At 63.0% G+C, this 24,011-nt stretch carries 27 protein-coding genes and 1 pseudogene; 17 read left to right on the top strand and 11 right to left on the bottom strand.

Annotation, left to right across the window (positions count from 1 at the left end):
- Window positions 1–7 precede the first annotated feature (7 nt).
- Entirely contained in the window at window positions 8–727 is a 720-nt protein-coding gene (locus DV532_RS11285; RefSeq protein WP_056801099.1) for a TorF family putative porin, read from the top strand.
- Here the strand turns inward: DV532_RS11285 and DV532_RS11280 are convergent.
- A complete protein-coding gene (locus tag DV532_RS11280; protein WP_056801097.1) occupies window positions 724–1,596 on the bottom strand; it encodes a DMT family transporter in 873 nt (290 codons plus the stop codon). The two genes, DV532_RS11285 and DV532_RS11280, sit on opposite strands and share 4 nt — an antisense overlap.
- A 109-nt stretch (window positions 1,597–1,705) precedes the next feature.
- Window positions 1,706–2,101, bottom strand: coding sequence for a RidA family protein (locus DV532_RS11275; RefSeq protein WP_056801095.1), 396 nt, complete (start codon window positions 2,099–2,101; stop codon window positions 1,706–1,708).
- A gap of 203 nt (window positions 2,102–2,304) precedes the next feature.
- On the opposite strand from DV532_RS11275, the gene DV532_RS11270 reads away from it, so the two are divergent.
- The gene (locus DV532_RS11270) at window positions 2,305–2,625 is read left to right on the top strand and encodes a hypothetical protein (RefSeq protein ID WP_056801093.1); all 321 of its coding nucleotides are present in this window, start codon (window positions 2,305–2,307) and stop codon (window positions 2,623–2,625) included.
- A 45-nt stretch (window positions 2,626–2,670) separates the two neighbouring features.
- On the opposite strand, the gene DV532_RS11265 is transcribed toward DV532_RS11270, so the two are convergent.
- Window positions 2,671–2,883, bottom strand: a complete 213-nt coding sequence (locus DV532_RS11265) for a PLDc N-terminal domain-containing protein (RefSeq protein ID WP_056801091.1) — start codon at window positions 2,881–2,883, stop codon at window positions 2,671–2,673.
- A 96-nt stretch (window positions 2,884–2,979) separates the two neighbouring features.
- Window positions 2,980–3,450, bottom strand: coding sequence for a hypothetical protein (locus DV532_RS11260; protein ID WP_056801089.1), 471 nt, complete (start codon window positions 3,448–3,450; stop codon window positions 2,980–2,982).
- A gap of 161 nt (window positions 3,451–3,611) precedes the next feature.
- Here DV532_RS11260 and DV532_RS11255 point away from each other — a divergent pair, with 161 nt between their 5' ends.
- A complete protein-coding gene (locus DV532_RS11255; protein ID WP_056801087.1) occupies window positions 3,612–4,619 on the top strand; it encodes a GlxA family transcriptional regulator in 1,008 nt (335 codons plus the stop codon).
- A gap of 29 nt (window positions 4,620–4,648) precedes the next feature.
- Here the strand turns inward: DV532_RS11255 and DV532_RS11250 are convergent, their stop codons facing one another.
- The gene (locus DV532_RS11250) at window positions 4,649–5,320 is read right to left on the bottom strand and encodes a TetR/AcrR family transcriptional regulator (RefSeq protein ID WP_056801085.1); all 672 of its coding nucleotides are present in this window, start codon (window positions 5,318–5,320) and stop codon (window positions 4,649–4,651) included.
- A 177-nt stretch (window positions 5,321–5,497) separates the two neighbouring features.
- On the opposite strand from DV532_RS11250, the gene DV532_RS11245 reads away from it, so the two are divergent.
- Window positions 5,498–6,382 carry a DMT family transporter gene (locus tag DV532_RS11245; protein ID WP_056801083.1) on the top strand — a complete coding sequence of 295 codons (885 nt, stop codon included), beginning with the start codon at window positions 5,498–5,500 and terminating at the stop codon, window positions 6,380–6,382.
- Here the strand turns inward: DV532_RS11245 and DV532_RS11240 are convergent.
- Complete coding sequence (locus tag DV532_RS11240) at window positions 6,379–7,263, bottom strand: hypothetical protein (protein WP_056801081.1); 885 nt, start codon at window positions 7,261–7,263, stop codon at window positions 6,379–6,381. The two genes, DV532_RS11245 and DV532_RS11240, sit on opposite strands and share 4 nt — an antisense overlap.
- Before the next feature lie 197 nt (window positions 7,264–7,460).
- On the opposite strand from DV532_RS11240, the gene DV532_RS11235 reads away from it, so the two are divergent.
- The 8 genes and pseudogenes from DV532_RS11235 to DV532_RS11200 all read left to right on the top strand — a co-directional run bounded on the left by DV532_RS11235 (window position 7,461) and on the right by DV532_RS11200 (window position 13,956).
- Window positions 7,461–8,441 carry an aliphatic sulfonate ABC transporter substrate-binding protein gene (locus DV532_RS11235; RefSeq protein WP_056801078.1) on the top strand — a complete coding sequence of 327 codons (981 nt, stop codon included), beginning with the start codon at window positions 7,461–7,463 and terminating at the stop codon, window positions 8,439–8,441.
- Window positions 8,442–8,457: 16 nt separating this feature from the next.
- Window positions 8,458–9,849: an LLM class flavin-dependent oxidoreductase gene (locus tag DV532_RS11230; protein ID WP_056801077.1), complete on the top strand. Its 1,392-nt coding sequence runs from the start codon at window positions 8,458–8,460 to the stop codon at window positions 9,847–9,849.
- 106 nt (window positions 9,850–9,955) lie between these two features.
- Window positions 9,956–10,792, top strand: coding sequence for a bifunctional allantoicase/(S)-ureidoglycine aminohydrolase (locus DV532_RS11225; protein WP_056801075.1), 837 nt, complete (start codon window positions 9,956–9,958; stop codon window positions 10,790–10,792).
- Window positions 10,793–11,111: 319 nt separating this feature from the next.
- Window positions 11,112–11,513, top strand: a complete 402-nt coding sequence (locus tag DV532_RS11220; RefSeq protein ID WP_056801073.1) for a DotU family type IV/VI secretion system protein — start codon at window positions 11,112–11,114, stop codon at window positions 11,511–11,513.
- 242 nt (window positions 11,514–11,755) lie between these two features.
- Entirely contained in the window at window positions 11,756–11,938 is a 183-nt protein-coding gene (locus DV532_RS11215) for a hypothetical protein (RefSeq protein WP_056801071.1), read from the top strand.
- 667 nt (window positions 11,939–12,605) lie between these two features.
- A complete protein-coding gene (locus DV532_RS31210) occupies window positions 12,606–12,743 on the top strand; it encodes a hypothetical protein (RefSeq protein ID WP_177339536.1) in 138 nt (45 codons plus the stop codon).
- A 110-nt stretch (window positions 12,744–12,853) separates the two neighbouring features.
- Window positions 12,854–13,168: pseudogene (locus DV532_RS11205) on the top strand (transposase).
- Between the two features lie 188 nt (window positions 13,169–13,356).
- On the top strand, window positions 13,357–13,956 hold the full coding sequence (locus tag DV532_RS11200; RefSeq protein ID WP_056801067.1) for an START domain-containing protein: 600 nt from the start codon (window positions 13,357–13,359) through the stop codon (window positions 13,954–13,956).
- Window positions 13,957–14,014: 58 nt separating this feature from the next.
- Here DV532_RS11200 and DV532_RS11195 read toward each other — a convergent pair whose 3' ends face one another.
- Entirely contained in the window at window positions 14,015–14,437 is a 423-nt protein-coding gene (locus DV532_RS11195) for an Lrp/AsnC family transcriptional regulator (RefSeq protein WP_056801065.1), read from the bottom strand.
- 195 nt (window positions 14,438–14,632) lie between these two features.
- Between DV532_RS11195 and DV532_RS11190 the strand changes: the two genes are divergently transcribed.
- Window positions 14,633–15,685, top strand: a complete 1,053-nt coding sequence (locus tag DV532_RS11190; RefSeq protein WP_056801063.1) for an ornithine cyclodeaminase — start codon at window positions 14,633–14,635, stop codon at window positions 15,683–15,685.
- Between the two features lie 23 nt (window positions 15,686–15,708).
- Here DV532_RS11190 and DV532_RS11185 read toward each other — a convergent pair whose 3' ends face one another.
- From DV532_RS11185 to pobA, 3 genes are all read right to left on the bottom strand, one after another.
- Window positions 15,709–16,590, bottom strand: a complete 882-nt coding sequence (locus DV532_RS11185; protein ID WP_056801062.1) for a LysR substrate-binding domain-containing protein — start codon at window positions 16,588–16,590, stop codon at window positions 15,709–15,711.
- A gap of 70 nt (window positions 16,591–16,660) precedes the next feature.
- Window positions 16,661–18,451, bottom strand: a complete 1,791-nt coding sequence (gene ggt / locus DV532_RS11180) for a gamma-glutamyltransferase (RefSeq protein ID WP_056801060.1) — start codon at window positions 18,449–18,451, stop codon at window positions 16,661–16,663.
- A 312-nt stretch (window positions 18,452–18,763) separates the two neighbouring features.
- Window positions 18,764–19,951 carry a 4-hydroxybenzoate 3-monooxygenase gene (gene pobA / locus DV532_RS11175; RefSeq protein WP_056801058.1) on the bottom strand — a complete coding sequence of 396 codons (1,188 nt, stop codon included), beginning with the start codon at window positions 19,949–19,951 and terminating at the stop codon, window positions 18,764–18,766.
- A gap of 172 nt (window positions 19,952–20,123) precedes the next feature.
- Between pobA and DV532_RS11170 the strand changes: the two genes are divergently transcribed.
- From DV532_RS11170 to DV532_RS11160, 3 genes are all read left to right on the top strand, one after another.
- Window positions 20,124–21,002 carry a helix-turn-helix domain-containing protein gene (locus DV532_RS11170; protein WP_056801057.1) on the top strand — a complete coding sequence of 293 codons (879 nt, stop codon included), beginning with the start codon at window positions 20,124–20,126 and terminating at the stop codon, window positions 21,000–21,002.
- Window positions 21,003–21,141: 139 nt separating this feature from the next.
- Window positions 21,142–21,540 carry a MerR family DNA-binding transcriptional regulator gene (locus DV532_RS11165; protein ID WP_056801055.1) on the top strand — a complete coding sequence of 133 codons (399 nt, stop codon included), beginning with the start codon at window positions 21,142–21,144 and terminating at the stop codon, window positions 21,538–21,540.
- Between the two features lie 19 nt (window positions 21,541–21,559).
- Window positions 21,560–22,459, top strand: a complete 900-nt coding sequence (locus DV532_RS11160; RefSeq protein WP_056801053.1) for a hydroxymethylglutaryl-CoA lyase — start codon at window positions 21,560–21,562, stop codon at window positions 22,457–22,459.
- A gap of 532 nt (window positions 22,460–22,991) precedes the next feature.
- Here DV532_RS11160 and DV532_RS11155 read toward each other — a convergent pair.
- A complete protein-coding gene (locus DV532_RS11155) occupies window positions 22,992–23,510 on the bottom strand; it encodes an MgtC/SapB family protein (protein ID WP_056801051.1) in 519 nt (172 codons plus the stop codon).
- Between the two features lie 240 nt (window positions 23,511–23,750).
- Between DV532_RS11155 and DV532_RS11150 the strand changes: the two genes are divergently transcribed.
- Window positions 23,751–23,990, top strand: coding sequence for a DUF3203 family protein (locus tag DV532_RS11150; protein ID WP_056801049.1), 240 nt, complete (start codon window positions 23,751–23,753; stop codon window positions 23,988–23,990).
- Window positions 23,991–24,011: the final 21 nt, after the last annotated feature.

Here is a 24,011-nt window from a genome sequence, read left to right as displayed (position 1 = left end):
GGAGACCATGACCAGGCCCCTTCTGTTGCTGAGTGCTGCACTGCTGTTCAGCCCAGTGCTGTTGGCTCAGCAAATCAAACGCGAATTGGGTAATTTCGACCTCACGCTCGGCACCACACCCTCACGCAGTATGGCCCAAGGGCTGATCTCGCCCAGCGCCATCGGGGCATTCCACGGCGGCCTCGACTTCAGCCACCGCAGTGGCTGGTACCTGGGCCAGTACGCCCCAAGCATGGGCGTGTCATCCAACTCCACCCTACGGCTGGACAGTTACCTGGGTTACAAGCACCGCTTCGACAACAGCTTGGGCTACGAGGTGGGGTTGATCCATTATAGCCAGCCAAACCTCGCAGGCCCCGACAGCTATGCCCTGTACGGCGGGGTGTCGGTCCTGGGCAGCCGATTTGGCGGAGCGCTGCGCGACAACCCCGACAACCGCACCAGTACCTTGTTCGCCGACTTCGGCCAACTGCCGCTGTTCGACCTCGACCTCACCATCAAGCTCGCCCATCACCGCCTGGGCACGCCATTCACCATCAGCAATGGCAACCCGGTGAGTACCTTTTCCGATTGGACGTTGGAACTGTCGCGCCCTTGGCTTGGCATCGACCTGAACTTGGTCTACAGCAATTCCAACCTCAGTGGCGGCAGTTGTGATGCCTATTCGGGCATCAACAGCTATTGCGACAGCATGGTGACGTTCAAGGCGCAGCGCCGCTTCTTTTAACGACGCGACGCCAGCGCCAGGGCAATACCACCCAACACCACCACACATGCCAACAGCAAGCGCAATGACAACGGCTCACCGATCAGCACCACCCCACCCAGTGCGGCAATCACCGGCACGCTTAGCTGCAGGGTTGCCGCCTGCTGGGCGCTAATCTGCCGCACCACGCCGTACCACACGGCATAGCCCGTCGCCGAGGCCAGCACACCAGAGCACAGGGCATACAGCAAGCCAAGCGGGGTTAGCTGTAGGCCGGCGCCCAGTAACAGCATCGGCGCCAGCAGCACCAGGCACGGCAGGCTGCGGGCGAAATTGCCGGCAGTATCGGCCAACGGCCTGGGCGAACCTTTGCCCAGCAGCGAGTACACGCCCCAGGCCACGCCCGCGGCGGCCATCAGCAAGGCGCTGGCCAAAGGAGGGGCTTCGCTGCCGGGCAACAGCAGTATCAGCAGGCCGGCAAAGGCAATCAGCATGCCCAACAGCACTCGCGCACTGAAGCGTTCGCCTTGGTACCAGGCGAACCCGAACATGGTGATCTGCACCGCGCCAAACAGCAGCAACGCCCCTGCGCCCGCGCCCAATTGCAGGTACGCCGCAGAAAACAAGAAGGCGTAGAGGAACAGGGCCAGGCCGCCTCGCCAGCTGCCGCCCATGGCGAGCGCGGGTTTGCGCAAGCGGATCAACAGCAGCAGCAACAGCGCGCCACTGGCCAGCCGCACCATGGTGAAGGAGACCGGGTCAATTGCGCCGTCTTTCAGCGCCAGCCGGCAGAACACCGAGTTGGCAGCGAAGGCGACTAGGCTGAAAAGTGCGGGCCACAGCCAGGGCCGGGCCTTGCGGTCAGTAAGCGTGGTGGTGCCGGAGCTCATGGTGTTGTCACCTCTGAGAAAGAAACGGTCGTTATGGCGCACATGCTCATACCACCCGCAGCGAGATACAACAACGCGTTTGTTTGGCGCCACCACCCATTGCGGCGGGCTACAGCGCTGCGATGGCCTCGATCTCTACCAGCATGCCGTCCAGTGCCAGCCGCGGCACCGGTATCAGCGTGCAGGTCGGCTTCATGTGCGGGCCCCAGGCCCGGTCAGCCTCGGCTACCCACTCGCGCAGGCGCGCTTCGCAATGCTCGACAACCAACAGGGTCAACTTGAACACCTGGGCCAGGCTGGCGCCTTTGCAGGCCAGGGCCAACTGCAGGTTGGCCAGCGCCTGGCGCGCCTGCTCGGCGAACAGGGGCGAAAGCTGCCCGTTACAGTCCTCCCCGCCCTGGCCGGCGATGAACAACAGGCGGCTGTCGGCACGCACCTCGGCAACATGGGAATAGGCATTGCCACTGGGGTCGTACAAGCCTGCTGGGTTACTTAGCTGGAACATGGAACGGGTCACGGTAAGCCCTCGATCGATCGAAAGAGTGGCGCAGTATCGAACCTTGAGTTAAGTCGAGGTCAAGTGTGGGATGTAGGACGTTTCGCACAGTGCACGAGTGCCCTTGAACCACGCGTCTGTTTGCCCTGTGGCCGCCAGGCGCTAGATTGCAAGGCCCGGCACGGAGGCCTGTATGCAGCAAGGAAAACACCATGAGCAAACACGAATTTCTACTCGCCTACACCATCAAGCCGCGCAACCCCGATGAGGATGAATATGATGCGGCACAGGCACGTCAGCACCTGCGCGAGAACATCGGGCTAGATACTGTGGAACACATCGAAACCACCCTGCTTGGGTTGGTCCAGCTCGACAGCGTCACGCCCGTTGACCAGGTCAACGAAGCCGAGCGGCTGATCCGCAATCATATCCACGCGGAGCTCAAGCGCCTACGTGTACTGACGAGTGTGAAGTTCTATGGCTGCCTGATGGTCGACGGCCTGGGGCCGGCGATCCGCTTCAGCATCGTCTAGCGTAAACCCGGCATCAGGCGCCCCCGCGCCTGATGCCGGGCACTGTCATTTTTCCTGGAGTACCGCCCTGCCCTTCACCGCCCGCGGCCCGCGCCAGGCCCAGAACAACAACCCGGGGAGCGGTGCGTAGACCACGAAGACAATCCACAGCATCTTGCGCTCGGCGCGCCGGTCGCTGCCGATGATGTGCCAGATGGCCCAGATTTCCAGCAGGATCACCAAGGCCGCGATAATGATCCAGATCGTTCCGATTTCCATGAGCGCTCTCCCAATTGGCATGTAATGGCTTGGGTTGCCGAAGGCGCTGAGGGTTCAGATTGATTTGGCTGGCTTTAGGGGCATCACAGGCGAACCTCAATGCCGTGGAGCACGCTCCAGCGCCGCCTTCAGCGCCGCGGCATCGGCAAACGCGCGCTGGCTCACCAGCGCGCCCTGCTCCAGCTGCAACCACTGAACTTGGCCATCCTGGCCAGGATAACGGCTGGCCACCCGCCCTTCCCGGTCGAGCAACACCCGGTAGTTGTAGCCCCGCATGGCAGGGATGGCGAACAGTTTACTGATCAGCGCCGGCATGCGCTGGATGTCGGCCACGAACAATGCATCGCGCGCTTCCAGGTAACCCTTGGGCTGTTCGGCCAGCGCCGCCTTGACCAGCTTGGCACCGTCCATGTCGCGCGCCACCAGCAGGATGTGTGTGCCGGCATCTAAACTGTGGGCCTGGTCGTACTGGTCGAGCAGTGTCCACGGGGCAAGCTTGTCACCCGTTTCCAGGGCGTTGCCCAGCAGTGGCAACAGGCAAAGCAACAGGGCAGCGGCGTATTTCATCTAGGGCATCCTCAGTGACGTGAGCGTCAGCATAGCGGCAACGGGCCAAGCCAGACAGGTTGCCTGAACACGACCTGGAATACGACAACGCCCCCCGGGAGATTGTCTTTCCATCGGCCACCCGCCACACTCCCCTGGCCAGCCAGGAAGCGGAGTCCAGAGTGCCCACGCCACGCCAGTTCAGCAAGAAGACCAGTACCAGCAACATGCTGCGCCTGAAGCCCAACAGCGCCAATGCCCAGGCCCCTTATCGGGTCGATTTCGTGTTGCTCGAACACTTCTCGATGGCCAGCTTCACCGTGGCCATGGATGTCCTGGTCACGGCCAACCTGCTGCGCGCCGACAGCTTTCAGTTCACCCCGCTGTCGCTGGACGGCGATCGCGTGCTCAGCGACCTGGGGCTGGAGCTGGTGGCCACCGAGCTGTCCGCCGGGGCACAGAGGGAGCTGGACCTGCTGGTGATTTGCGGCGGCTTGCGCACGCCCTTGAAATACCCGGAACTTGACCGCCTGCTGGGCGATTGCGCGGCACACGGCATGGCCCTGGGCGGGCTGTGGAATGGTGCCTGGTTCCTGGGCCGCGCCGGGGTGCTGGACGACTACGGTTGCAGCATTCACCCCGAGCAGCGCGCCAGCCTATCCGAACGCAGCCCGCAAACGCGCATCACCCCGGCCAGCTTCACCCTCGACCGCGACCGCCTCAGCGCCGCCAGCCCCAATGGCGCCATGGAGCTGATGCTGGGCCTGGTGCGCCGGCTGTATGGCGACGGCCTGGCGGAGGGCGTCGAGGAAATTCTGTCGTTCTCCGGTGCCCGTTATCGCCAGGTCGGCCCCGGCGCGAAGAAGTCCATGAGCCTGCACCTGCGCACCATTGTCGAACTGATGGAGAACAACCTCGAGGAAACCCTCAGCCTCGACCAGCTGGCTGCTTACAGCGGGCGCTCGCGCCGGCAGATCGACCGCCTGTTCCAGGCCCAGTTGGGCACCTCGCCGCGGCGCTATTACATGGAGCTACGCATTACCAAGAGCCGGCGCCTGTTGCAGTACTCCGACCTGTCGGTGATGGAGGTGGCAGTGGCCTGCGGTTTTGTCTCGGTGTCGCACTTCAGCAAGTGCTATGCGGCCTACTTTGGCTACCCGCCGTCGCGTGAGCAGCGGCTGGGCGAATGAGCAGTCGCGCTCAATAGCTACCACCGTACTTAAGCGCGGATATACCGCAACACCGCATCGCAAATCATGGCTTTGTGGCGCTGCTTCACCTCTTCATCGGACAAGTCGATCTGGAAGATCTCGCCAAAGGTATGGCGGTTCGACACCCGATAGAAGCAGAACGAGCTCATCAGCATGTGCAAGTCAATAACCTCGATACCGGCGCGGAATACGCCTTCCTGCACACCACGGTGCAGAGTGTTGCCCAACGCTTCGAGCACCATGCTGCTCATTTCACGAATCGCCGGTGATTGCTTGACGTACTCGCCATAGTGAATGTTTTCGGTGCAGATGATCCGCACGAAATCGACGTTGCGGTCGTGGTGATCGAATGTGAACTCCACCAGCCGACGAATCGCCTGCTCGGCTGGCAGCGACTCCAGGTCCAGGCTTTGTTCGGTCTTGCGGATGTCCCCGTACAGTTTGACCAGGCACTCGCAGTACAGCTGCTCCTTGCTGCCGAAGTAGTAGTAGATCATGCGCTTGGAGGTGGCGGTGCGCTCGGCGATGGCGTCGACACGGGCCCCGGCCAGGCCTTGCTGGACAAACTCGTTGATAGCGGCCTGGAGGATGTCCTCACGGGTTTTCTCGGGGTTGTTCTTGCGCGTTTTGCGCCCCCCTTCGGTTTCAGGCTGGCCGAGGCTGACTACGGAATCACTCATACCCACTCACAGGCTGTTTATTGGAATGAGGGGATTATCCGTGAGCGCGGCCATGCAGGGAAGCACGCTGTTGGTCGAGTAGCCCTGGCGCGCGGCTGCTGGCCGGCCTTGAACTGCCCGCCCACAACCCGCTAGCCTGCTTGCCCACTGCCTTCTGCCCTGGATGGACCTTGCCCCATGCAACCACGCGACCTTGCCGCCTACCTGTTTCTAGCCATTGCCTGGGGCTTTTCCTTCCTGGTGGTGCTCAAGGTGGTGCATGCCTTTGGCTGGGTTGGCGCGGTCAGCCTGCGGGCGCTGCTTGCCGGTGGCACGCTGGCAATCCTCGCGGCATTGCTGGGCCGGGCACTGCGCCTGCGCCCACTACTGGTACCGTTACTGGTTGTCGGCGCCACCACCGTAGCCGGGCAACTGATTGGCCTGTCGTACGCCACCCCGCGCATCGGCACGGCGATGTCGGCGATTTTCGTCGCCACCATTCCCCTGTTCTCGATGCTGATCGGGCGGGTCTGGGGGCTGGAGAAAATCACCCCGCAAGGCCTGGCTGGTTTGCTGCTGGGCATGGCTGGCATCGCCATCCTGGTGGGTTTCCCGACCCGGCCAATCGACGACGACTTCATCCATGGCTGCATCGCCTCACTGCTGGGCTGCATCAGTGCCGCCTACGGCAGCAACTACGCCAGCCTGCACCTGCGCGGCCAGGACCCGTGGGCGGTGACCGGCGGCGCGTTCCTGGCTGGCGGGCTGCTGACCCTGCCCCTGCTGCTGCTGGTGCCGCTGCCCAGCGTACCGCAAGCCAGCGATTGGCTTTACCTGCTGATCAGCGGCGGGGTGATGAGCGCCACCACCTACGTGCTGTACTTCGGCCTGGTGGCACGCATTGGCGCCACCCGAGCCATTAGTGTGGAGTTCGTGGTTACGCTGGTGGCGGTGCTGGTCGGCGCGTTGTTCCTCGATGAAGCCCTGAGCCTGCTGCAGGCCGCCGGTGGCGTGGTGATCCTGCTCGGCTGCATGCTGGTACTGGGCTTGCTGCCTACCCGCAAGCCGCGCCTGCCCAGCTAGTCACGCTGGGCGCTATTGCGCTCCGCGGGTGGGCTCAGGTGCAGCACACGGTTGCGGCCACCTTCGGCCAGCAGGTAGCCGCCTTTGCCATCAGCAACGATTGCCTGGGGCGCCTTGAGGAACGACAGTACGGTCTGGCGCACGCCATCGGCGTCGATGCGCAGCAGCCGCGCACGGTGGGTGTTGTCTTCGCTGATCCACAGCCCGCGCTGGTCGCAGAACAGGAACGTGGGGTTGCGCAGGCCATCGACCACCACCGGGTCTTTGCCATCCTCGGACAAGGCGCGGACCTTACCGTTGGCTTTTTCGGTGTACAGCAAGCGCCCGTCATTGCAGCGGGTAAGGCCTTCGGTTTCGGTCAGGCCAGAACGCAGCACATCGACCTGGCCGCTGTGCCAGTCATAGCGCATCAAGCGGCCATTGCCCTTGCGGTCTTCGATGGCGTACAGGTGGTCGCCGTCGTTCCACAGGCCTTGCACGCTCTCGCCGTCGAACAGCTGCGTAACCTGGCCATTACGGGCCAGGCTGACCGGAGCGCGGCCACCTTCCTGGCTGAACACCCAGCCGCCCTGCGCCGCCACCATGCCGTCGGGCTTGGACAGGTTGTCGATGACCACCACCCGGTCGCCCTGGGCGGTGATCTTGAGGATGCTGCCACGGCCATCATCCAGTTCACGGCTGACCAGCAGGCTGCCATCGGCTTGCGGCAGCAGCGACGCAGCCTTGGTCACGTCGCGGTGCAACACCTTGACGTCCCAGCCGGAGGCAGCCTGGACCGGGTAAAAACTCTGCCAGGCGAAGAAGCCCAGGGTGGCCGTGAGCAGGCCGGTGCTGGCGGTCAGGGCGATGCGGGTGCTGCGCTTGCGCAGGATGTGCGGCATGTCGGGGCTCCTCGGAATTGCCGGGGAGCCTAGCAAGCGAATGTGAAAAAAATGTCGAAATGGACCAACCATTACAAAACAAAAGGATATAAAAATAACTAAACAATCTAACAAATAGGCATATAAAAATTGAAAGCCAAACGCCACCTCCTTAGTCTGGGCGCATCGTTTCCTACTCGACTCAAGGAGCAATGCCCATGCCCTCCCGTGCCTTCTCGCCCCTGCGCCGCCTGTTGATCGGCGGCTTGCTGGCCAGTGTCGCCAGCGCCCTGCTGCCCTGGTCTCAAGCCCTTGCCGACCAGGCCAAGACCCTGCGTATCGGCTACCAGAAGTTCAACAGCATAAACATCCTCAAGGGCAGCGGCGCCCTGGAGAAGGCCCTGGCGCCGCAAGGCGTGAACGTCAGCTGGCACGAGTTCGCCGCCGGCCCACAGTTGCTCGAAGCCCTCAGTACTGGCGCCATCGACCTCGGCCACGCCGCCGACGCCCCGTCGGTGTTCGCCCAGGCCGCAGGTAAGCCGGTGGTGTACCTGGCCGCTGAGCAGCCCTACCCCCGCGGTATCGGCCTGGTAGTGCGCGAGCAGGATCACCTGGCCAGCGTGCACGACCTCAAGGGCAAGCGCGTAGCCACCGGCCGCGGCTGGAATGCCCAGTACCTGCTGGCCGTGGCCCTGGAGCAGGCCGGCCTCAGCTACCAGGACATCACCCCGGCCTACGTCAACAACGCCGCCGATGCCGTGGCTGCCCTGCAATCGGGCAGCGTCCAGGCCGTGACCCTGTGGGACCCGTTCCTCGCCGCCGCAGAAAGCCAGCCGGGCTTGAAGAACCTGCGCGACGGCAGCGGCCTGTCCAACAACCGCACCTTCTACCTGTCCACCGCCAGCTTCGCCGACCAGCATCGCGATCTGCTGAAGACCTTCTTCGTCGAACTGGGCAAGGTCAGCCAGTGGGCCAACGCCAAGCCTGCAGAAGTCGCCGCGCTGTTGGCCCCGCAGTTGGGGATCAGCGCCAACGTGCTGGAAGTGGCCAGCGAGCGGCGCAACTACAACGCCGTGGCCATCACCCCACAGATCGTTGCCGAGCAACAGAAGCTGGCCGATACCTTCCAGGGCCTGGGCCTGATTCCGCGCAAGCTGCAGGTGGCCGACGCGGTCTACCCGGCTTCTGTGTTGCCTTGAGCGGAGCGCACCCAGCATGCCTCGCCCAATCCGCTTCAACGCCTTCAGCATGAACGCCGCCAGCCACCAATCCCCCGGCCTGTGGCGCCACCCGCGCAACACCAGCGTGGCTTTCAACCGCCTGAGCTACTGGGCCGACCTGGCCCGCCTGCTCGAACGCGGCCTATTCGACGCCCTGTTCATCGCCGATGTGCTGGGTATCTACGACGTGTACCAGGGCGGCCCCGAAGCCGCCCTGCGCGGTGGCGTGCAAGTGCCGGTCAACGACCCGCTGCTGCTGGTACCGGCCATGGCCGGGGTGACCGAGCACCTGGGCTTCGGCGTTACCTTCTCGCTCACCTACGAACACCCCTACCCCTTCGCCCGGCGCATGTCCACGCTTGACCACCTGAGCAATGGCCGGGTTGGCTGGAACATCGTCACCGGCTACCTCGACAGTGCCGCGCGCAACCTGGGCCTGGCACGCCAACTGGGCCACGACCAGCGCTACGACCTGGCCGAGGAATACCTGCAGGTGCTGTACAAGCTGTGGGAGAAGAGTTGGGACGATGATGCGGTACTGCTGGAGCGTGACAGCGGGCGCTACATCGAGCCGGCCCGCGTGCACCCTATCAACCATGTCGGCGAGCACTTCCAGGTGCCCGGCATGCACCTGTGCCAGCCGTCGCCGCAACGCACGCCGGTACTGTTCCAGGCCGGCGCTTCGGCACGCGGCCAGCAGTTTGCAGCGCGGCATGCCGAATGCGTGTTCATCAGCGGGCCGACGCCCACGGTGCTGCGCCGCTACGCCGACGGCATCCGCCAGGCCAGTGAAGCAGCCGGGCGTGGCCGTGACGAAGTGTTGATCTACGCCCAGGCGTTGTTGATCGTCGCCCCTACCCAGGACGAAGCCGAGGCGCGCTTCGCCGAGTACCGCCGCTATGTCGACCTCGACGCCGCACTGGCGCTGTTGTCCGGCTGGACCGGCATCGATTTTGCCGGCCTGGACCCCGATGCGCCGATCGAATACGTCGAGAACGACGCCGGCCGCGCGGCCCTGGCCGCCTTCACCGCCGCCGACCCGAACCGCCGCTGGACCGTGCGCGAGGCCGCCGAGTTCGTCGGCCTGGGCGGCCGTGGCCCAGTGCTGGTGGGCGCCGCCAGCGAGGTCGCCGACCAGCTGGAAAGCTGGCTTGACCAAACCGGCATCGATGGCTTCAACCTGACCTACGCCGTGCAGCCGGACGACCTGGCCCAGGTGGTCGAGCTGCTGGTGCCCGAACTGCAACGGCGTGGCCGCTACCCGCTGAGCTATGCCGACGGCACTTTGCGCCACAAGCTGTTCGGCCAGGGCGACCGCTTGCCAGAAGGGCACGCAGGCCGTCAGGTTCGCATTCAGCCATCAAATACCGGGTATTCCAACATTTAATTTGTAGATGGCGCGCGCTCGCCCCTATTCTGTCGCCACATCCCCTGCGCCGCACCGGCCGGTGCGGTTCACGGCATGGGGAGAGAACAACAAGTCGAGATCGTCCATGTCGAACCATTCGTACTTCGCCCCCCACGGTGGGCACCCGGCTCAGACCGAGCTGCTGACTGACCGTGCCATGTTCACCGAAGCCTATGCCGTTATCCCCAAAGGCGTGATGCGTGACATCGTCACCAGCCACCTGCCGTTCTGGGACAAGATGCGCATGTGGGTCATCGCCCGCCCGCTGACCGGTTTTGCCGAAACCTTCTCCCAGTACATTGTCGAACTGGCCCCGGAAGGCGGCAGCGAGCGCCCGGAGCTGGACCCTAACGCCGAAGCCGTGGTGTTCATCGTCGAAGGCCAACTGGACATCACCGTCGAAGGCAAGCACCACACCCTGGTCCCAGGCGGCTACGCCTTCCTGGCCCCGGGTGCCGAGTGGAGCCTGCGCAACAACAGCAAGGCCAACGTCACCTTCCACTGGCTGCGCAAGCACTACCAGAAGGTTGAAGGCCTGGACGTGCCAGAGTCCTTCGTTACCCACCGCGACAACGCCACCGTTATCGAAATGCCGGGCACCGAAGGCCGCTGGAAAACCACCCGCTTCGTCGACATGGCCGACATGCGCCACGACATGCACGTGAACATCGTTACCTTCCAGCCGGGCGGGGTCATCCCGTTCGCTGAAACCCACGTGATGGAACACGGCCTGTATGTGCTGGAAGGCAAAGCGGTTTACCGCCTGAACCAGGACTGGGTCGAAGTGGAAGCCGGCGACTTCATGTGGCTGCGCGCCTTCTGCCCGCAGGCCTGCTACGCCGGCGGCCCAGGCAACTTCAGCTACCTGCTGTACAAAGACGTCAACCGTCATGTGCACCTGACGCTGAACCCTAAGCGTTGATGCATTGGGGGGCGAAGCCTCCCGTCTTCGAAAGGCCGACATACAACAGTTCGCTGTGGATGTCGGCCTTTCGGCGTTTCACCGGCCCTCACCTTAATATCCACGCCAATACTGACTCTCTTCCAGCCTCGTTACCTGGACTGTGCTGTTTCGAGCCCTCTGATTAAACGGAAGGCATATGAAAAGTAATTTTCTTACAGCACCTTCTGTTTTTACGCCCCATCAAATGAAATCGGTTCTACAGCGTATATTCTCCAACCTATCTTGTTCGCCGACCTACAGCGAGACGTAGATCGCGATACGACAAGGAAATTTACACATGGCCGTAAAGTCCGACATATCCAGTGTGCTGGAGCGCCTGCTGGAGGCGCCGGAAAAGCGCTGCGACCTGTTCGTGTTCCTGTTCTGGTGCCTGGCATTGGGTTACCGGGGCAAATACGCCAACCAGACCAACGGCGATCAGGCGCTGGAAATCTGGATGGAGCGTCTGCGCAAACGGATCGCGGAGCTACGCGGCCCCAGAGACCCCTCGCAACGTTTGACCGACCCGTTCACCAACATCGCACCCCGCCACTATCGCATGAACCGCCAGTTGCCCTGGTGGACGCCGTGGGCCGTCATGGGTGTGTGCTGTACCGGCGTCTATGTGTACTTCGCCAGCAAACTCAACGGCATTACCGAACAAGTATTGGCCTCGCTGCAAACCCTGTTGCAGCCATAACTTCTACCCGAACGAATTGACCTGACTCAACAGTCACTGCGCCTATCGGCGCAGCAAGTACGGCTTCACCCATAAAAACGATAAGCGCTGCATTTAGCGAAACTTCCTACAGCTCTTTAGGAAGTATCGGCAGCGACCTGGAACGGATTCCTCGCTACGGTCTTGCGTGCACTTTCGCCGTGCGTTTCACAACGCGCTCGGCTCCATGAACCTGTCCGAAGGAATGAACAGCAGGAGTCTGCATGAGCAACTTGAATGATGTGCGTTTTACCTTCACCACGCCTGCCGATGAGGCGATAGCGTTCGATGTGGTGTCGTTCGAACTGACTGAAGGGATCAGCGAGCTGTACCGCCTCACCCTCGAATTGGTCAGCGAAACCGACGATGCCGACTTCGCCAACCTGCTCGACCAGCCCGCGCGTTGACCATCTGGCAGCAAGAGCAGCCAGTACGCCATGTGCACGGCCTGATCAGCAGCTTCGAGCAAGGCAAAACCGGCCACCGTCACACCCGTTACAATACGCGCGAGCACCAGTGGCTGGATTACCTTACAAAGTCACAGGTTGCCGTGTTCACCCATGAATACGATGCTCTCAACCACCGTATCGCCACCACCCGCCCCGATGGGCACCGGGCCAGTTGGCTGACCTACGGCAGCGGGCATCTGCTGGCCATCAAACTTGATGACCAGGAACTGATCAGTTACGAGCGCGATGACCTGCATCGAGAGATCGGCCGTGTGCAGGGTAATGGCCTGATCCAGCGCCAGACCTGGAGCCCGAATGGCCAGTTGCTGGAACAGACCTTGGCGCGCCAGGGAGAATCCAAGCGCATTGCAGCGCGCAACTACCGTTACGACGAAGCAGGACAGCTGTGTCACATCAAAGACTTGAACCGTGGCGACCTACGTTATCGCTATGACCCAGTTGGCCGTTTGATCGAAGCCAGCCAAAACTACGAGAAGGAGACGTTCGCTTTCGATCCGGCGAGCAACCTGCTGGCCCCAGAGGCACCGCCAGCCGCCAATCCGCACTCGCCACGCAATCTGATGGACAATGTGCTACGGAGTTTCGGTATGACGAGCGCGGCAACCTGCTGGAGCGAATTGAGAACGGTAATACAGGCAAGTTCACTTGGGACCTGTATGACCGGTTGCGGCGCTATGAAGATGATCGATTGGTTGTGGAGTTTGGCTATGACGCGTTAGGCCGGTGGGTCTACAAGGATTAACGCTCGAAGTACCGCTACCCACTCGCCTTACTGGAAGGGTATCGGGGCTATGTCATGACCGATGATTCCGCCGGTACAACGTCCTTGCGGCGCAGGATGGGGTCGAGCGCTTGGGCTGCTGGGCACATGCACGCCGTAGGTTCATCAAAGCACGAAAGGTACAGCCCGAGGGCAAGACAAGACGTGCTGACATCGCGCTGATGTCTGAGCAACAAGCTCTATGTCGTCGAGCGCGACTTGAGGAAGAGCAGCGATGAAGATCTTAAGGCTGCGGCATGGAGCGCAGCGTGTCATTGCTGACTCAGGTGACGACGCAGAATGCCTTGGGCGAGGCCATTGGCTACTTGACCAGCAACTGGAGCAAGTTGGAGCACTACGTCGAGCACGGTTACTTGCCGATCGACAACAACGCTGCCGAGCGCTAAGTCAACCGGCCAAGTGGAGTAGGCGAACACCAGGCATCCCAGCCGTAGGCCTGTTGCCGCCGCTTCAGGCCTAAGCCAGCGCATTCGCCCAGACGGCTCATTCACGACATGGCACAGACCGATTGGGCCGTGGCACATCGTTCTTCCATCGCGCATACTGACTTCTCATCCCCCGCGCGGTACCAGCCATGAACCGCTGCCTGCTGCTCGCCGCCCTGCTGCTGTGCCCCCCTGCCCCGGCTGCCGATGACTGGAACCTGGCCTACGACCGCGAAGGCATCCGCGTGTACCTGAGCGCCGCCCCCAACTCGCCTTACCAGCAATTCCGTGGCATTAGCACCATGAAAGCCAGCGTAAGCACGCTCACCGACCTGCAGGAGAACCTGCGGGTGGCCTGCAAGTGGTTGTACGCCTGCGACCAGATGCGCTTACTGGACGTGGACGGTGCCAATACCTGGGTGTACCTGACTACCAACCTGCCGTGGCCAACAATGCCGCGGGACATGGTGCTGAAGGTCACCAGCGAACGGTTGGACGACGGCACACTGCTGCGGCACCTGAGCGCCGAACCCGACCGAATCCCCAAGGTGAAAGGGCTGATCCGGGTGCAGTACCTCAGTGGCGAATGGCGGATGAAGCCGCTGGGCGCACGGGAGACCGAGGTGACCTACCAGTTGCAGGCCGACCCGGCCGGGGATGTGCCTGGGTGGCTGGCCAACCGGTTTGTGGTGGATGCGCCGGTGGTGACCTTGCGCACCTTGCGCGCGGTGGCTGAGCGTCAGCCGTGAATGCAACCTGCACGTCGCCGTTGGCGCAATGCCGAGGCCAGAAGGCTTGATCCAGCAGTCACATTTTGTAGGTCGAGAGCAGGATGCTGGTCTCGGTGTTTTCGATGTGCGGAATCGAACGGATGGTGTTCAACGCCCGGTCGAAGGCCTCGAGGGTGTCGGCACGTAGCTCGGCCATGAGGTCCCAGCGGCCATTGGTGCTATGGATAGCCACCACGTTGGGATGCCCGCGCAGCGCGTGCTTGACCTCTGCGGCATGGTGGCCGCTGATGCCGATGCTGGTGATTGCCCGCACCCCCTGCTCCAGCACATCAGAGCGCAGGCGCACCGTATAGCCAATGATCAGGCCCTGCTCTTCGAGCCGGGTAATGCGGTTTTGCACCGTTGCCCTGGCCACCTTGAGCTTTTTTGCCAAGGTAAGCACGGGCGTACGGGCGTTGTCGCGCAGCAGCGCGATCAGTTCCCGGTCGAGCGTATCCATGTATGCCTGCCAAATGATCACATTGCTACTGTGTGGTAGCAGATTGTCTAGAAAGCTGACGAAACTGGCAACCTGCTCTCTTCATTTTGACGCCACCTTGCATCAACATTTTCCTGCTGACGACCCCCCCACAATTTCAAGCGTTCACCCTTGCAGTGTTCAAGGTGAGAACGCACTCATCAGGGTGCAAAGAGCATGACGTATTTCATCGATGTCCCAACCATGTCGGACTTGGTGCATGAGATTGGCGTAGCGCCATTCATTGGCGAACTGGCCGCGGCCATTCGCGAAGACTTCAAACGCTGGCAGGAGTTTGATAAATCCGCGCGGGTTGCCAGCCATTCGCAAGTGGGCGTGATCGAACTGATGCCGGTTGCCGACAACAGCCGCTACGCCTTTAAGTACGTCAACGGCCACCCGGCCAATACCACCCGCAACCTGCATACGGTGATGGCCTTCGGTGTGCTGGCCGATGTCGCCACCGGCTACCCGGTGCTGTTGTCTGAACTGACCATCGCTACCGCCCTGCGCACTGCGGCCACCTCGCTGATGGCGGCGCAGGCACTGGCCCGACCGAACTCGCGCAAAATGGCCCTGATCGGCAACGGTGCGCAAAGCGAATTCCAGGCGCTGGCCTTCCACAAGCACCTGGGCATCGAAGAAATCACCGCCTACGACACCGACCCGCTGGCCTCCGCCAAGCTGATCGCCAACCTCAAGGAATACAGCGGCCTCAGCATCCGCCGGGCAAGCTCGGTGGCCGAAGCGGTGAAAGGCGTGGATATCATCACCACGGTGACCGCCGACAAGGCCTACGCCACCATCATTACCCCCGACATGCTGGAACCCGGCATGCACCTGAATGCCGTAGGCGGCGACTGCCCGGGCAAAACCGAGCTGCATGCCGATGTGCTGCGCAACGCCCGGGTGTTCGTCGAGTACGAGCCGCAAACCCGCGTCGAAGGTGACATCCAGCAATTGCCGGCGGACTTCCCGGTGGTCGACCTGTGGCGCGTGCTGCGCGGCGAAACCGAGGGCCGCCAGAGCGACAGCCAGGTCACGGTGTTCGACTCGGTGGGCTTCGCCCTGGAAGACTACACCGTACTACGGTACGTACTACAGCAAGCCGAAAAGCGTGGCATGGGTAGCAAGATCGACCTGGTGCCTTGGGTGGACGACAACCCGAAAGACCTGTTCAGCCATACCCGCGGCCGCGCCGGCAAAAGCCGCATCCGACGCGTCGCCTGACCCAAAAGGGCCGCGCCAGATCGTCAGATCCCGCCGCCCGCCAGCAACTGCGTCATCACCTCGGCCAGCGCCTTGATCATCACATCCGCCGTCGGCCGGTGCACGATGACAATTTCGTAGCTATCGATGTCCGGCAGCCCTTGCCCTGCCCCCAGCACCCGGTGCTCGCCAGTGGCCGCCCTGGGCGGCAGCAGGCTGATACCCATGCCATCGGCAACCGCGGCCTGGATGCCGCTGAGGCTGGAGCTGGTAAAGCTGATGCGCCAGCGCCGGCCCATGCCCTCGATGGCGGTGATCATGTCGTCGCGGTACAGGCCGCGTGGCGGGAAGGTCACCAGCGGGATCGGGTCCAGCTCGAAGGCTGGCGCGCGCGCGCTGTCGATCCACTGCAGGCGCTCAGGCCAGCAGGCCACGCCTTCGCGGCTGTTGCGCCGCTGCTTGAGCAGCACCAGGTCGAGTTCACCGTTGTCATAGGCCTGGCTAAGGTCGCGGCACAGGCCGCTGGTCACTTCCAGCTTCACCTGTGGGTGTAGCCGGCTGAACGCCGACAGCGCATTGGTGGTGCGCCCGCCAACGAAGTCCTCGGGTACACCAAGGCGCACGGTGGTGCCAACCATCGCTCCGGCCAGGGCCTCGAGCATCTGGTCGTTCAGCGCCAGCATATGCCGGGCATAGCCGAGCAAGGTCTGCCCAGCGTCGGTCGGCAACACGTCGCGATTGCCACGCACCAGCAGGCGGTGGCCGACCATGTCTTCAAGGCGGCGCACCTTCTGGCTGATGGTCGACTGGGTGGAGTGCAGGCGCGCGGCAGCGGTGGTGAAGCTACCGCAATCGGCGACCACGACAATAGCGCGTAGCAGGTCGAGGTCGAACAGGGCTCTATTCGATTTCACGCTGATAGACATCTTGGTATTCAACTTATGAATGGCAAGACTGACTTCTATCACGCCACTCCATACACCGCAATGCGTTGGCCTAGTCGCCCAGCGCGACGCCTTCACGCCGTGGGTCAGCACCGCCCGACCAGCCTGCGCCGGTGCGCTGAATGATCTGCATGCCACTGGTCAGGGTCATGGGCACCACCTCATGCCCCCAGGCCGCCAGCTGTCGTATCAGCGCCGGGCTGGCCAGCCCCGCCTCCACTTCGGTGCCCGCATTACGGCTGCCAAAGTTGGGCAGGCCGGCGGCCTGCTGTGGGTCGAGCTGCCAATCCAGCAGGCCGACCAGCGCCTTGTTCACGTAACCGATGATTTGCGAGCCACCGGGCGAGCCAAGGCTGGCCAGCAGCTCGCCAGAGGTTCGTGAGAACACCAGGGTCGGCGCCATGGCCGACAGCGGCCGCTTGCCCGGCTGCACCCGGTTGGCGACCGGCTTGCCATGTTCCTGAGGGATGAACGAGAAGTCGGTCAGGTGGTTGTTGAGCAGAAAGCCCTTGACCATCAAGTGCGCGCCGAACGCCGCTTCCACCGACGTGGTCATGGCCAGGGCTTGGCCGCGGTCATCCACCGCGCTGAGGTGCGAGGTGGCAATGCGCAGCGGCGAGCGGTCCGGCGCCAGGGCCAGGTCGGCGCCCTGCGGCTGGCCCGGAGCGGCGCGCTTCATGCTGTACTCGCCTATTTTTGCGGCGCGGCTGGCCAGGTAAGCGGGGTCGGTCAAGGCCTTGACCGGGACCGGCACATAATCGCTGTCGGCCAGGTACTGGGCGCGGTCGGCATAGGCCAGGCGTTCGGCTTCGGCTATCAAATGAACTGCCAATGGTGGTGCTTCCAGGCCGGCCGGGGACGACGTCGCGACAGGGCGCAGTAGCGCCAGGTTGCGGGGTGGCGAGGCGCGCTGCACGGCTTCGAGCATGCCCAGGGTCTGCAGCACCGCCACCCCACCCGACGACGGCGGCGGCATGCCGCAGATACGCCAGGCCTTGTAGGGGCCACACACCGGTTCACGCTGCTTGGCCCGGTACTGCTGCAAGTCCTGCAACGACAGGTAGCCGGCGTTGGCATGGCCGCGCACCTCGGCCACGATGGCTTCGGCGATCTCGCCGGTATAGAACGCCTCGGGGCCTTGCGTGGCAATCTGCTCGAAGGTTTGTGCAAGCTCGGGGTTGCGCAGGATCGTCCCGACCGCCAAGGGCCGGCCTTGCCCATCCAGGAAGTAGCGAGCCATGGCTGGCGAACCGCTAATGAACGGGTCCTCGGCCAGCAAGGTGTGAAGGCGTTGCGACACCGCAAAGCCGTTACGCGCCAGGGCGATGGCCGGGGCGAACAGGTCGCGCCAGGGCAGCTTGCCGTGTTGCTCGTGGGCCAGCTTCAGGGCGCGTAGCACCCCCGGTACGCCAACCGCACGCCCGCCGATCTGCGCCGCCCTGAACGGCATTGCTGAACCATCGGCTTGCAGGAACAGCTTTTCGGTCACCGCCGCCGGGGCTGCCTCACGACCATCGAACGCCTGCACACGCTGGCCATCCCAATAGAGGATAAACGCCCCGCCACCAATGCCGCTGGATTGCGGTTCGACCAGGGTCAGCACCATCTGCATGGCGATGGCCGCATCGATGGCGCTGCCGCCGGCACGCAGCATCGCCCGCCCCGCCGCGCTGGCCAGCGGGTTGGCGGCAGCGGCCATGTGCCGGCTGGCGTGCACCGGCTGCAGGCCACTGCGGTAGCCGGAGGCCAGTTCCGGTGGCGCGGGCAACAGCTGATCGGCACCGGCCCAGCCACTGGCGACCAGCAGGCAGAGGGCGCCCATCAGGGGCGCGGGGGATTTCATCGTTGTGCTTCCTGCCATTACTCATTCAGCAGGCACTGTCGGTCATGCGCAGACTTAACTTCAAGCCCTGGCGTGTTTTTCCTGGATGCAGGTTTGGGCTGCGCTGTCGCGCAGAAAACTGAGTTTGCAAGCGGTCCGCTGAGCCTGTGGGAGCGGGCATGCCCGCGAAGCATCCTACACGGTGCCTGGCACCGGCTGCGCCGGTGTTCGCGGGTAAACCCGCTCCTACAAAATTGCTGTTAAATCTATGAGTTATGTGCAGGCCTATGGGCGCTGGCTTGTCGGCGATGAGGCCAGGGCAGGCACAACACTTCAGGCCACCTCCTCGAACGGCAAGCCCACATAGTTCTCGGCAATGTTCACCAACCCCGCTGGCGAGGTCAGGAAGTACTCACGGTCCGCCTCCTGCATCTTCTGGTCCCAGGCGTCCTTGTGGCTGCCGAAGTCATGCAGCAGCTGGGTCATGAACCAGCTGAAGCGCTCGCCTTTCCACACCCGGCGCAGGGCCAGCGGCGAATACTGCTGCAGCAGGTCCGTGCGCCCTTCGCGGTACACCTTGAGCAGGATACGGTACAGGTAGTTGACGTCCGATGCCGCCAGGTTCAGCCCTTTGGCGCCGGTCGGCGGGACAATGTGCGCGGCGTCCCCGACCAGGAACAGGTGACCGTACTGCATGGGTTCGACCACCAGGCTGCGCAGCGGCGCAATGCTTTTTTCCAGGGCCGGGCCGGTGACCATCTGCGCTGCCACTTCGACGGGCAAGCGGGCCTTGAGTTCGCCCCAGAAACGCTCGTCGGACCACTCCTCCACACGGTCGTGCAAAGGGACCTGCAGGTAATAGCGGCTGCGCGTTTGCGAACGCTGGCTGCACAGGGCAAAACCGCGCGCGTGGTGGGCGTAGATCAGCTCGTGGTTGACCGGCGGTGTATCCGCCAGCAGGCCCAGCCAACCAAATGGGTAGACCCGCTCGTACTGCTTCAGCACGCCGTCGGGGATGCTCTGCCGCGAGACGCCGTGAAAGCCGTCACAACCGGCGATGTAATCGCAGTCCACGCGGTGCACCTGGCCGTCCTTCTCGTAGGTCAGGTAGGGCCGCTCGCCCTTGAGCTCATGCGGCTGGACATTGCTCGCCGCGTAGATGATCGGCGCACCACTGGCTTCACGTGCTTGCATCAGGTCACGAGTGACTTCGGTTTGGCCATACACCATCACCGTCTTGCCGCCAGTCAGGGCCTTGAGGTCCAGGCGCTGGCGGCGCCCACCGACCAGCAGCTCGACTCCTTCGTGGACCAGGCCTTCACGGTCCATGCGCTCGGCCACACCGGCCTCACGCAGCAGGTCGACCGTGCCTTGTTCGAGCACCCCGGCACGGATGCGGCCCAGCACGTACTCGGGCGTTTGGCGTTCGACGATCAGCGTATCGATACCGGCATTGTGCAGCAGCTGGCCTAGCAGCAGGCCAGACGGACCTGCCCCAATAATTGCGACCTGAGTTTTCATTGTTGTTGTCTCTGTGCGGGTGATGCCGGCCCTGGACTGGCAGCCGGGCGGCATCTGCTGTTAGGGTTTGCCCGTGCATTTTTACTGGCAAAAACAGCCTTTGAACTGTGCTATTCCATACATAAACTGCACTTTTACAAAAAGCGTTCGGTTACCGGACAGGCCAAAAGCTATGAAACCCACCCTCCCCGGCGTCCCTTTGTTCAAGCTGTATGGCGAAAACCAGGCCTGGCCCGGTACCGACCTGTTGCACTGCGAGTCGATCCCGGCGCGTAGCCGCCTGCACCACTGGGAGATCAAGCCGCACCAGCATGCCGAGCTGTTCCAGTTGCTGTATGTGCAGCGCGGCCGGGCCGAGGTGGAGATCGAGGGCGTGCGCAGTGTCATTGGCGAAGCGGCGATCCAGGTGGTGCCGCCGCTGACCGTGCACGGCTTTCGCTTCAGCGCCGATATCCAAGGGTACGTGCTGACCTTTGGCACGGCACTGGTGGCTAACCTGGAGCAGCGCCTGGGTGCACCCCTGGCGGTGCTGGCGAAAGCGGCGTGTTACCCGCTGGGCCGGGACCGTGTGCGCCTGCGCAGCCTGATCGACACCCTGCAGCAGGAGTACCAGGGCAATGCCCCGGCGCGGGCCGCCCTGCTTGAGGCGCTGGTGACGGCATTGATGGTGTGGATCAGCCGCCGCCAGCAGCTGGGGCAGGCACCGCGCAACCGCGATGAACGTGACCGCCAGTTGCTGGGGCAATACCTGCGCCTGGTCGAGGCGCATTACCGCGAGCACTTGTCAGTGGAGGATTTTGCCGCGCGGTTGAAGGTGCCGAGCCTGCAGTTGAACCAACTGTGCCGAGCGCTGAGCGGGCAGACGGCGCTGCAAGTGGTGCACCAGCGGTTGCTGCTGGAGGCGCGGCGTAATCTGGTTTATACGCGGATGAGCATTGGGCAGTTGTCGGATAGCCTGGGGTTCACCGACCCGACGTACTTTGCCCGGTGGTTCAAGCGGTTGAGCGGGCAAACGCCCAATGGGTATCGGCGGGCGGTGCAGCCGGACTGATTGGCGATCGCCTGCCCGGGCCTCTTGGCGGGTAAACCCGCACACAAGGACCGTGCAGGCGATACACATTTGCGCCCCAGCTTGACGTATACGTCAAGCTGCCCTCAGGATACCTGCATACCCCACGCCGAGCCCCAGCATGAGTACCCAGACCTACAGCATCTCCGACCTGTCCCGCGAGCTGGACATCACCACCCGCGCCATTCGTTTTTACGAGGAGCAGGGCCTGCTGAGCCCCGAACGCCGCGGCCTGGAGCGTATCTATACGGCGCGTGACAAGGTCAGCCTGAAGCTCATCCTGCGTGGCAAGCGCATCGGCTTTTCATTGGCCGAGTGCCGCGAACTGATCGAGCTGTACGACCCGTCCAGCGGCAACCTCAAGCAGCTCAACAGCATGCTGGCGAAAATCGCCGAGCGCCGCGCGCAACTGGAGCAACAGATGCTCGACATCCACCAGATGCAGCTGGAGCTGGACACCGCCCAGGAGCGCTGCGAGCAAGCCCTGGCCGCCACCCTGAACAACAAAGACAACCGCTGAACGCCACAGGAAAACCGCCATGTCCTTGCCCAAACACGTCCGCCTGGTCGAAGTAGGCCCCCGCGACGGCCTGCAGAACGAAGCCCAACCCATCAGCGTCGCCGACAAGGTGCGCCTGGTGGACGACCTCACCGAGGCGGGTCTGGCCTATATCGAAGTAGGCAGTTTCGTCTCGCCCAAATGGGTGCCGCAGATGGCCGGCTCCGCCGAAGTGTTCGCCGGCATCCACCAGCGCCCCGGTGTTACCTATGCGGCGCTGGCGCCGAACCTGCGCGGCTTCGAGGATGCCCTGGCCGCCGGGGTGAAGGAAGTGGCGGTGTTCGCGGCCGCCTCCGAAGCCTTCTCGCAGCGCAACATCAACTGCTCGATCAGCGACAGCCTCAAGCGCTTCGAGCCGATCATGCAAGCCGCGCGCAGCCACGGCGTGCGCGTGCGCGGCTATGTGTCATGTGTGCTCGGTTGCCCCTATGAAGGCAAAGTCAGCGCCGAGCAGGTCGCCCCAGTGGCTCGCGCCCTGCACGACATGGGCTGCTACGAGGTATCGCTGGGCGACACCATTGGCACCGGTACCGCCGGCGATACCCGGCGCCTGTTCGAGGTAGTGTCGGCCCAGGTACCGCGCGAGCAACTGGCTGGGCACTTCCACGATACCTATGGCCAGGCGTTGGCCAACGTGTATGCCAGCTTGCTCGAAGGTATCAGCGTCTTCGACAGCTCTGTGGCCGGGCTGGGCGGCTGCCCCTACGCCAAGGGGGCTACCGGCAATATCGCCAGCGAAGACGTGGTGTACCTGCTGCAGGGACTGGGCATTGAAACCGGCATCGACCTGGACCGGCTGATCGCTGCCGGCCAGCGTATCAGCAGCGTGCTGGGCCGCGGCAACGGGTCGCGGGTAGCACGGGCACGCAGCGCGCAATAAATCATACGGGTGTCACAGGCGTGTGGGTGAAGTGTTACCGCCCCCACGTTTCACAGCAAAAAATCGGGTAACAGGGAAACAAATCGGCAGATTTTCAGGCCGGCTGGTTTTGGCTGAAAATGCTAACTGCTTGATTTCAAAGGGTTTTCAAAAGTTGGCACGTACCCTGCTATATCTCTGGTACAAGAACAAAAAAAATGTGACACCCAATAAAAACAACAGATAACGGCTCTGACATAACAAGAACAACACGGCAGAGGCGCAGCAAGCAGATTTTTTTGGAGTAGACACGCTTTTCAGGGGTACGCCCCGCGGTCTGGCACAGAACAATAAAACTACCTAAAGGTAGCGACAGCCAGGTTCGGATCAGCATTGATGAAGGCAGGTCAGCGCTCAAAAAAATACGTTTGCTCTTGACCCCGCATGGGGGTCACCCGCAACACGAAGACAGGCTTACAAAAACAACAAAAGGCCGGTCTCAATAATAAAAAAAGAGCAGGCAACAACGCTTTGAGGGGAGCTTCGGCTCCCCTCAGTGCTTCCGGTCCTTTTCCTCCTGCTGCTTTCCCTCCTCCTGCCCTTCGACTTTTTCCACCAGCAATGGCATCGTGCCCAGCACCAGCAGGGCCAGCACCGTGCTGATCAATGCCGTGGCTTCACGGCCCATACCCGCGGCCGTACCGATGGCGGCGGTCATCCACAACCCGGCGGCGGTGGTCAGCCCCTTCACATGGCTGGCGTCCTGGCCGTTACCCTTGAGAATGGTCCCCGCCCCCAGAAAGCCGATACCGGCCACTATGCCCTGGACCACCCGGCTCAATGCCTGCTCATCAGCCCCGGCCATGCTCGGCGCCAATACGAACAGCGCGGCGCCCAACGAAACCAGCATGTGCGTGCGCACCCCGGCGGCCTTGCCCTTGTGCTCGCGCTCAAACCCCAGCACGGCGCCAAGCAAGGCGGCCATCAGCAGGCGCACGAGGATTTGCGTTACCTGGCGCCCGTCGGTGATATCGGCAAATTCGGCCTGGATTGCTTGCCAGATGAGGTCCATGGCACTGTTCCCTTACCAGAGCATTGTGTCGCCAAGCCCGGACTCTTCGCGGGTAAACCCGCTCCTACCTAAGAAACACAGCACCCGCCTGTAGGAGCGGGCTGGCCCGCGAAGAGGCCGAGCCTGCCATCTGCAAGGGTTGACCTGCGCACCCAACACAAAGTGCCGCTGAGCCCGCGGATGCAGCAACCCGCTCGGCACTGTGGTCCACCCTGTAACCGCCCCCAGGAGGACCACCCCATGCCCATTGAAATCGACGAAACCACCCGCCGCTGCACCCTGATCGGCGAAAACCTGCGTCTGGAAGGTGATGGCCCAGCCATCGAAATCGTCACCGACGAACAGCTGCACATGTCGGTGGCTCTGCTCGCCGGCCAGCGGGTGCCGATCACCGAAGCCGAAGCCGACGCACTGACCGTGGTAGGTGCGGTGGATAGCCGCAGGCATTTGAAGGCCAGCGTGCCAGGCTCGGTAATCTAAGGCTTGGCGGGGTCAGGCCGG

Source organism: Pseudomonas sp. Leaf58 (assembly GCF_003627215.1).
Classification (GTDB): domain Bacteria; phylum Pseudomonadota; class Gammaproteobacteria; order Pseudomonadales; family Pseudomonadaceae; genus Aquipseudomonas.
The sequence above is the reverse complement of the archived record's forward strand: the minus strand, read 5'-3'. Positions and strand labels throughout refer to the sequence as shown.

Coding starts and splice junctions, on each gene's coding strand:
- DV532_RS11285 (WP_056801099.1), top strand. CDS start 8: ATGACCAGGCCCCTTCTGTTGCTGAGTGCTGCACTGCTGTTCAGCCCA.
- DV532_RS11280 (WP_056801097.1), bottom strand. CDS start 1,596: ATGAGCTCCGGCACCACCACGCTTACTGACCGCAAGGCCCGGCCCTGG.
- DV532_RS11275 (WP_056801095.1), bottom strand. CDS start 2,101: ATGTTCCAGCTAAGTAACCCAGCAGGCTTGTACGACCCCAGTGGCAAT.
- DV532_RS11270 (WP_056801093.1), top strand. CDS start 2,305: ATGAGCAAACACGAATTTCTACTCGCCTACACCATCAAGCCGCGCAAC.
- DV532_RS11265 (WP_056801091.1), bottom strand. CDS start 2,883: ATGGAAATCGGAACGATCTGGATCATTATCGCGGCCTTGGTGATCCTG.
- DV532_RS11260 (WP_056801089.1), bottom strand. CDS start 3,450: ATGAAATACGCCGCTGCCCTGTTGCTTTGCCTGTTGCCACTGCTGGGC.
- DV532_RS11250 (WP_056801085.1), bottom strand. CDS start 5,320: ATGAGTGATTCCGTAGTCAGCCTCGGCCAGCCTGAAACCGAAGGGGGG.
- DV532_RS11245 (WP_056801083.1), top strand. CDS start 5,498: ATGCAACCACGCGACCTTGCCGCCTACCTGTTTCTAGCCATTGCCTGG.
- DV532_RS11240 (WP_056801081.1), bottom strand. CDS start 7,263: ATGCCGCACATCCTGCGCAAGCGCAGCACCCGCATCGCCCTGACCGCC.
- DV532_RS11235 (WP_056801078.1), top strand. CDS start 7,461: ATGCCCTCCCGTGCCTTCTCGCCCCTGCGCCGCCTGTTGATCGGCGGC.
- DV532_RS11230 (WP_056801077.1), top strand. CDS start 8,458: ATGCCTCGCCCAATCCGCTTCAACGCCTTCAGCATGAACGCCGCCAGC.
- DV532_RS11225 (WP_056801075.1), top strand. CDS start 9,956: ATGTCGAACCATTCGTACTTCGCCCCCCACGGTGGGCACCCGGCTCAG.
- DV532_RS11220 (WP_056801073.1), top strand. CDS start 11,112: ATGGCCGTAAAGTCCGACATATCCAGTGTGCTGGAGCGCCTGCTGGAG.
- DV532_RS11215 (WP_056801071.1), top strand. CDS start 11,756: ATGAGCAACTTGAATGATGTGCGTTTTACCTTCACCACGCCTGCCGAT.
- DV532_RS11200 (WP_056801067.1), top strand. CDS start 13,357: ATGAACCGCTGCCTGCTGCTCGCCGCCCTGCTGCTGTGCCCCCCTGCC.
- DV532_RS11195 (WP_056801065.1), bottom strand. CDS start 14,437: ATGGATACGCTCGACCGGGAACTGATCGCGCTGCTGCGCGACAACGCC.
- DV532_RS11190 (WP_056801063.1), top strand. CDS start 14,633: ATGACGTATTTCATCGATGTCCCAACCATGTCGGACTTGGTGCATGAG.
- DV532_RS11185 (WP_056801062.1), bottom strand. CDS start 16,590: ATGTCTATCAGCGTGAAATCGAATAGAGCCCTGTTCGACCTCGACCTG.
- ggt (WP_056801060.1), bottom strand. CDS start 18,451: ATGAAATCCCCCGCGCCCCTGATGGGCGCCCTCTGCCTGCTGGTCGCC.
- pobA (WP_056801058.1), bottom strand. CDS start 19,951: ATGAAAACTCAGGTCGCAATTATTGGGGCAGGTCCGTCTGGCCTGCTG.
- DV532_RS11170 (WP_056801057.1), top strand. CDS start 20,124: ATGAAACCCACCCTCCCCGGCGTCCCTTTGTTCAAGCTGTATGGCGAA.
- DV532_RS11165 (WP_056801055.1), top strand. CDS start 21,142: ATGAGTACCCAGACCTACAGCATCTCCGACCTGTCCCGCGAGCTGGAC.
- DV532_RS11160 (WP_056801053.1), top strand. CDS start 21,560: ATGTCCTTGCCCAAACACGTCCGCCTGGTCGAAGTAGGCCCCCGCGAC.
- DV532_RS11155 (WP_056801051.1), bottom strand. CDS start 23,510: ATGGACCTCATCTGGCAAGCAATCCAGGCCGAATTTGCCGATATCACC.
- DV532_RS11150 (WP_056801049.1), top strand. CDS start 23,751: ATGCCCATTGAAATCGACGAAACCACCCGCCGCTGCACCCTGATCGGC.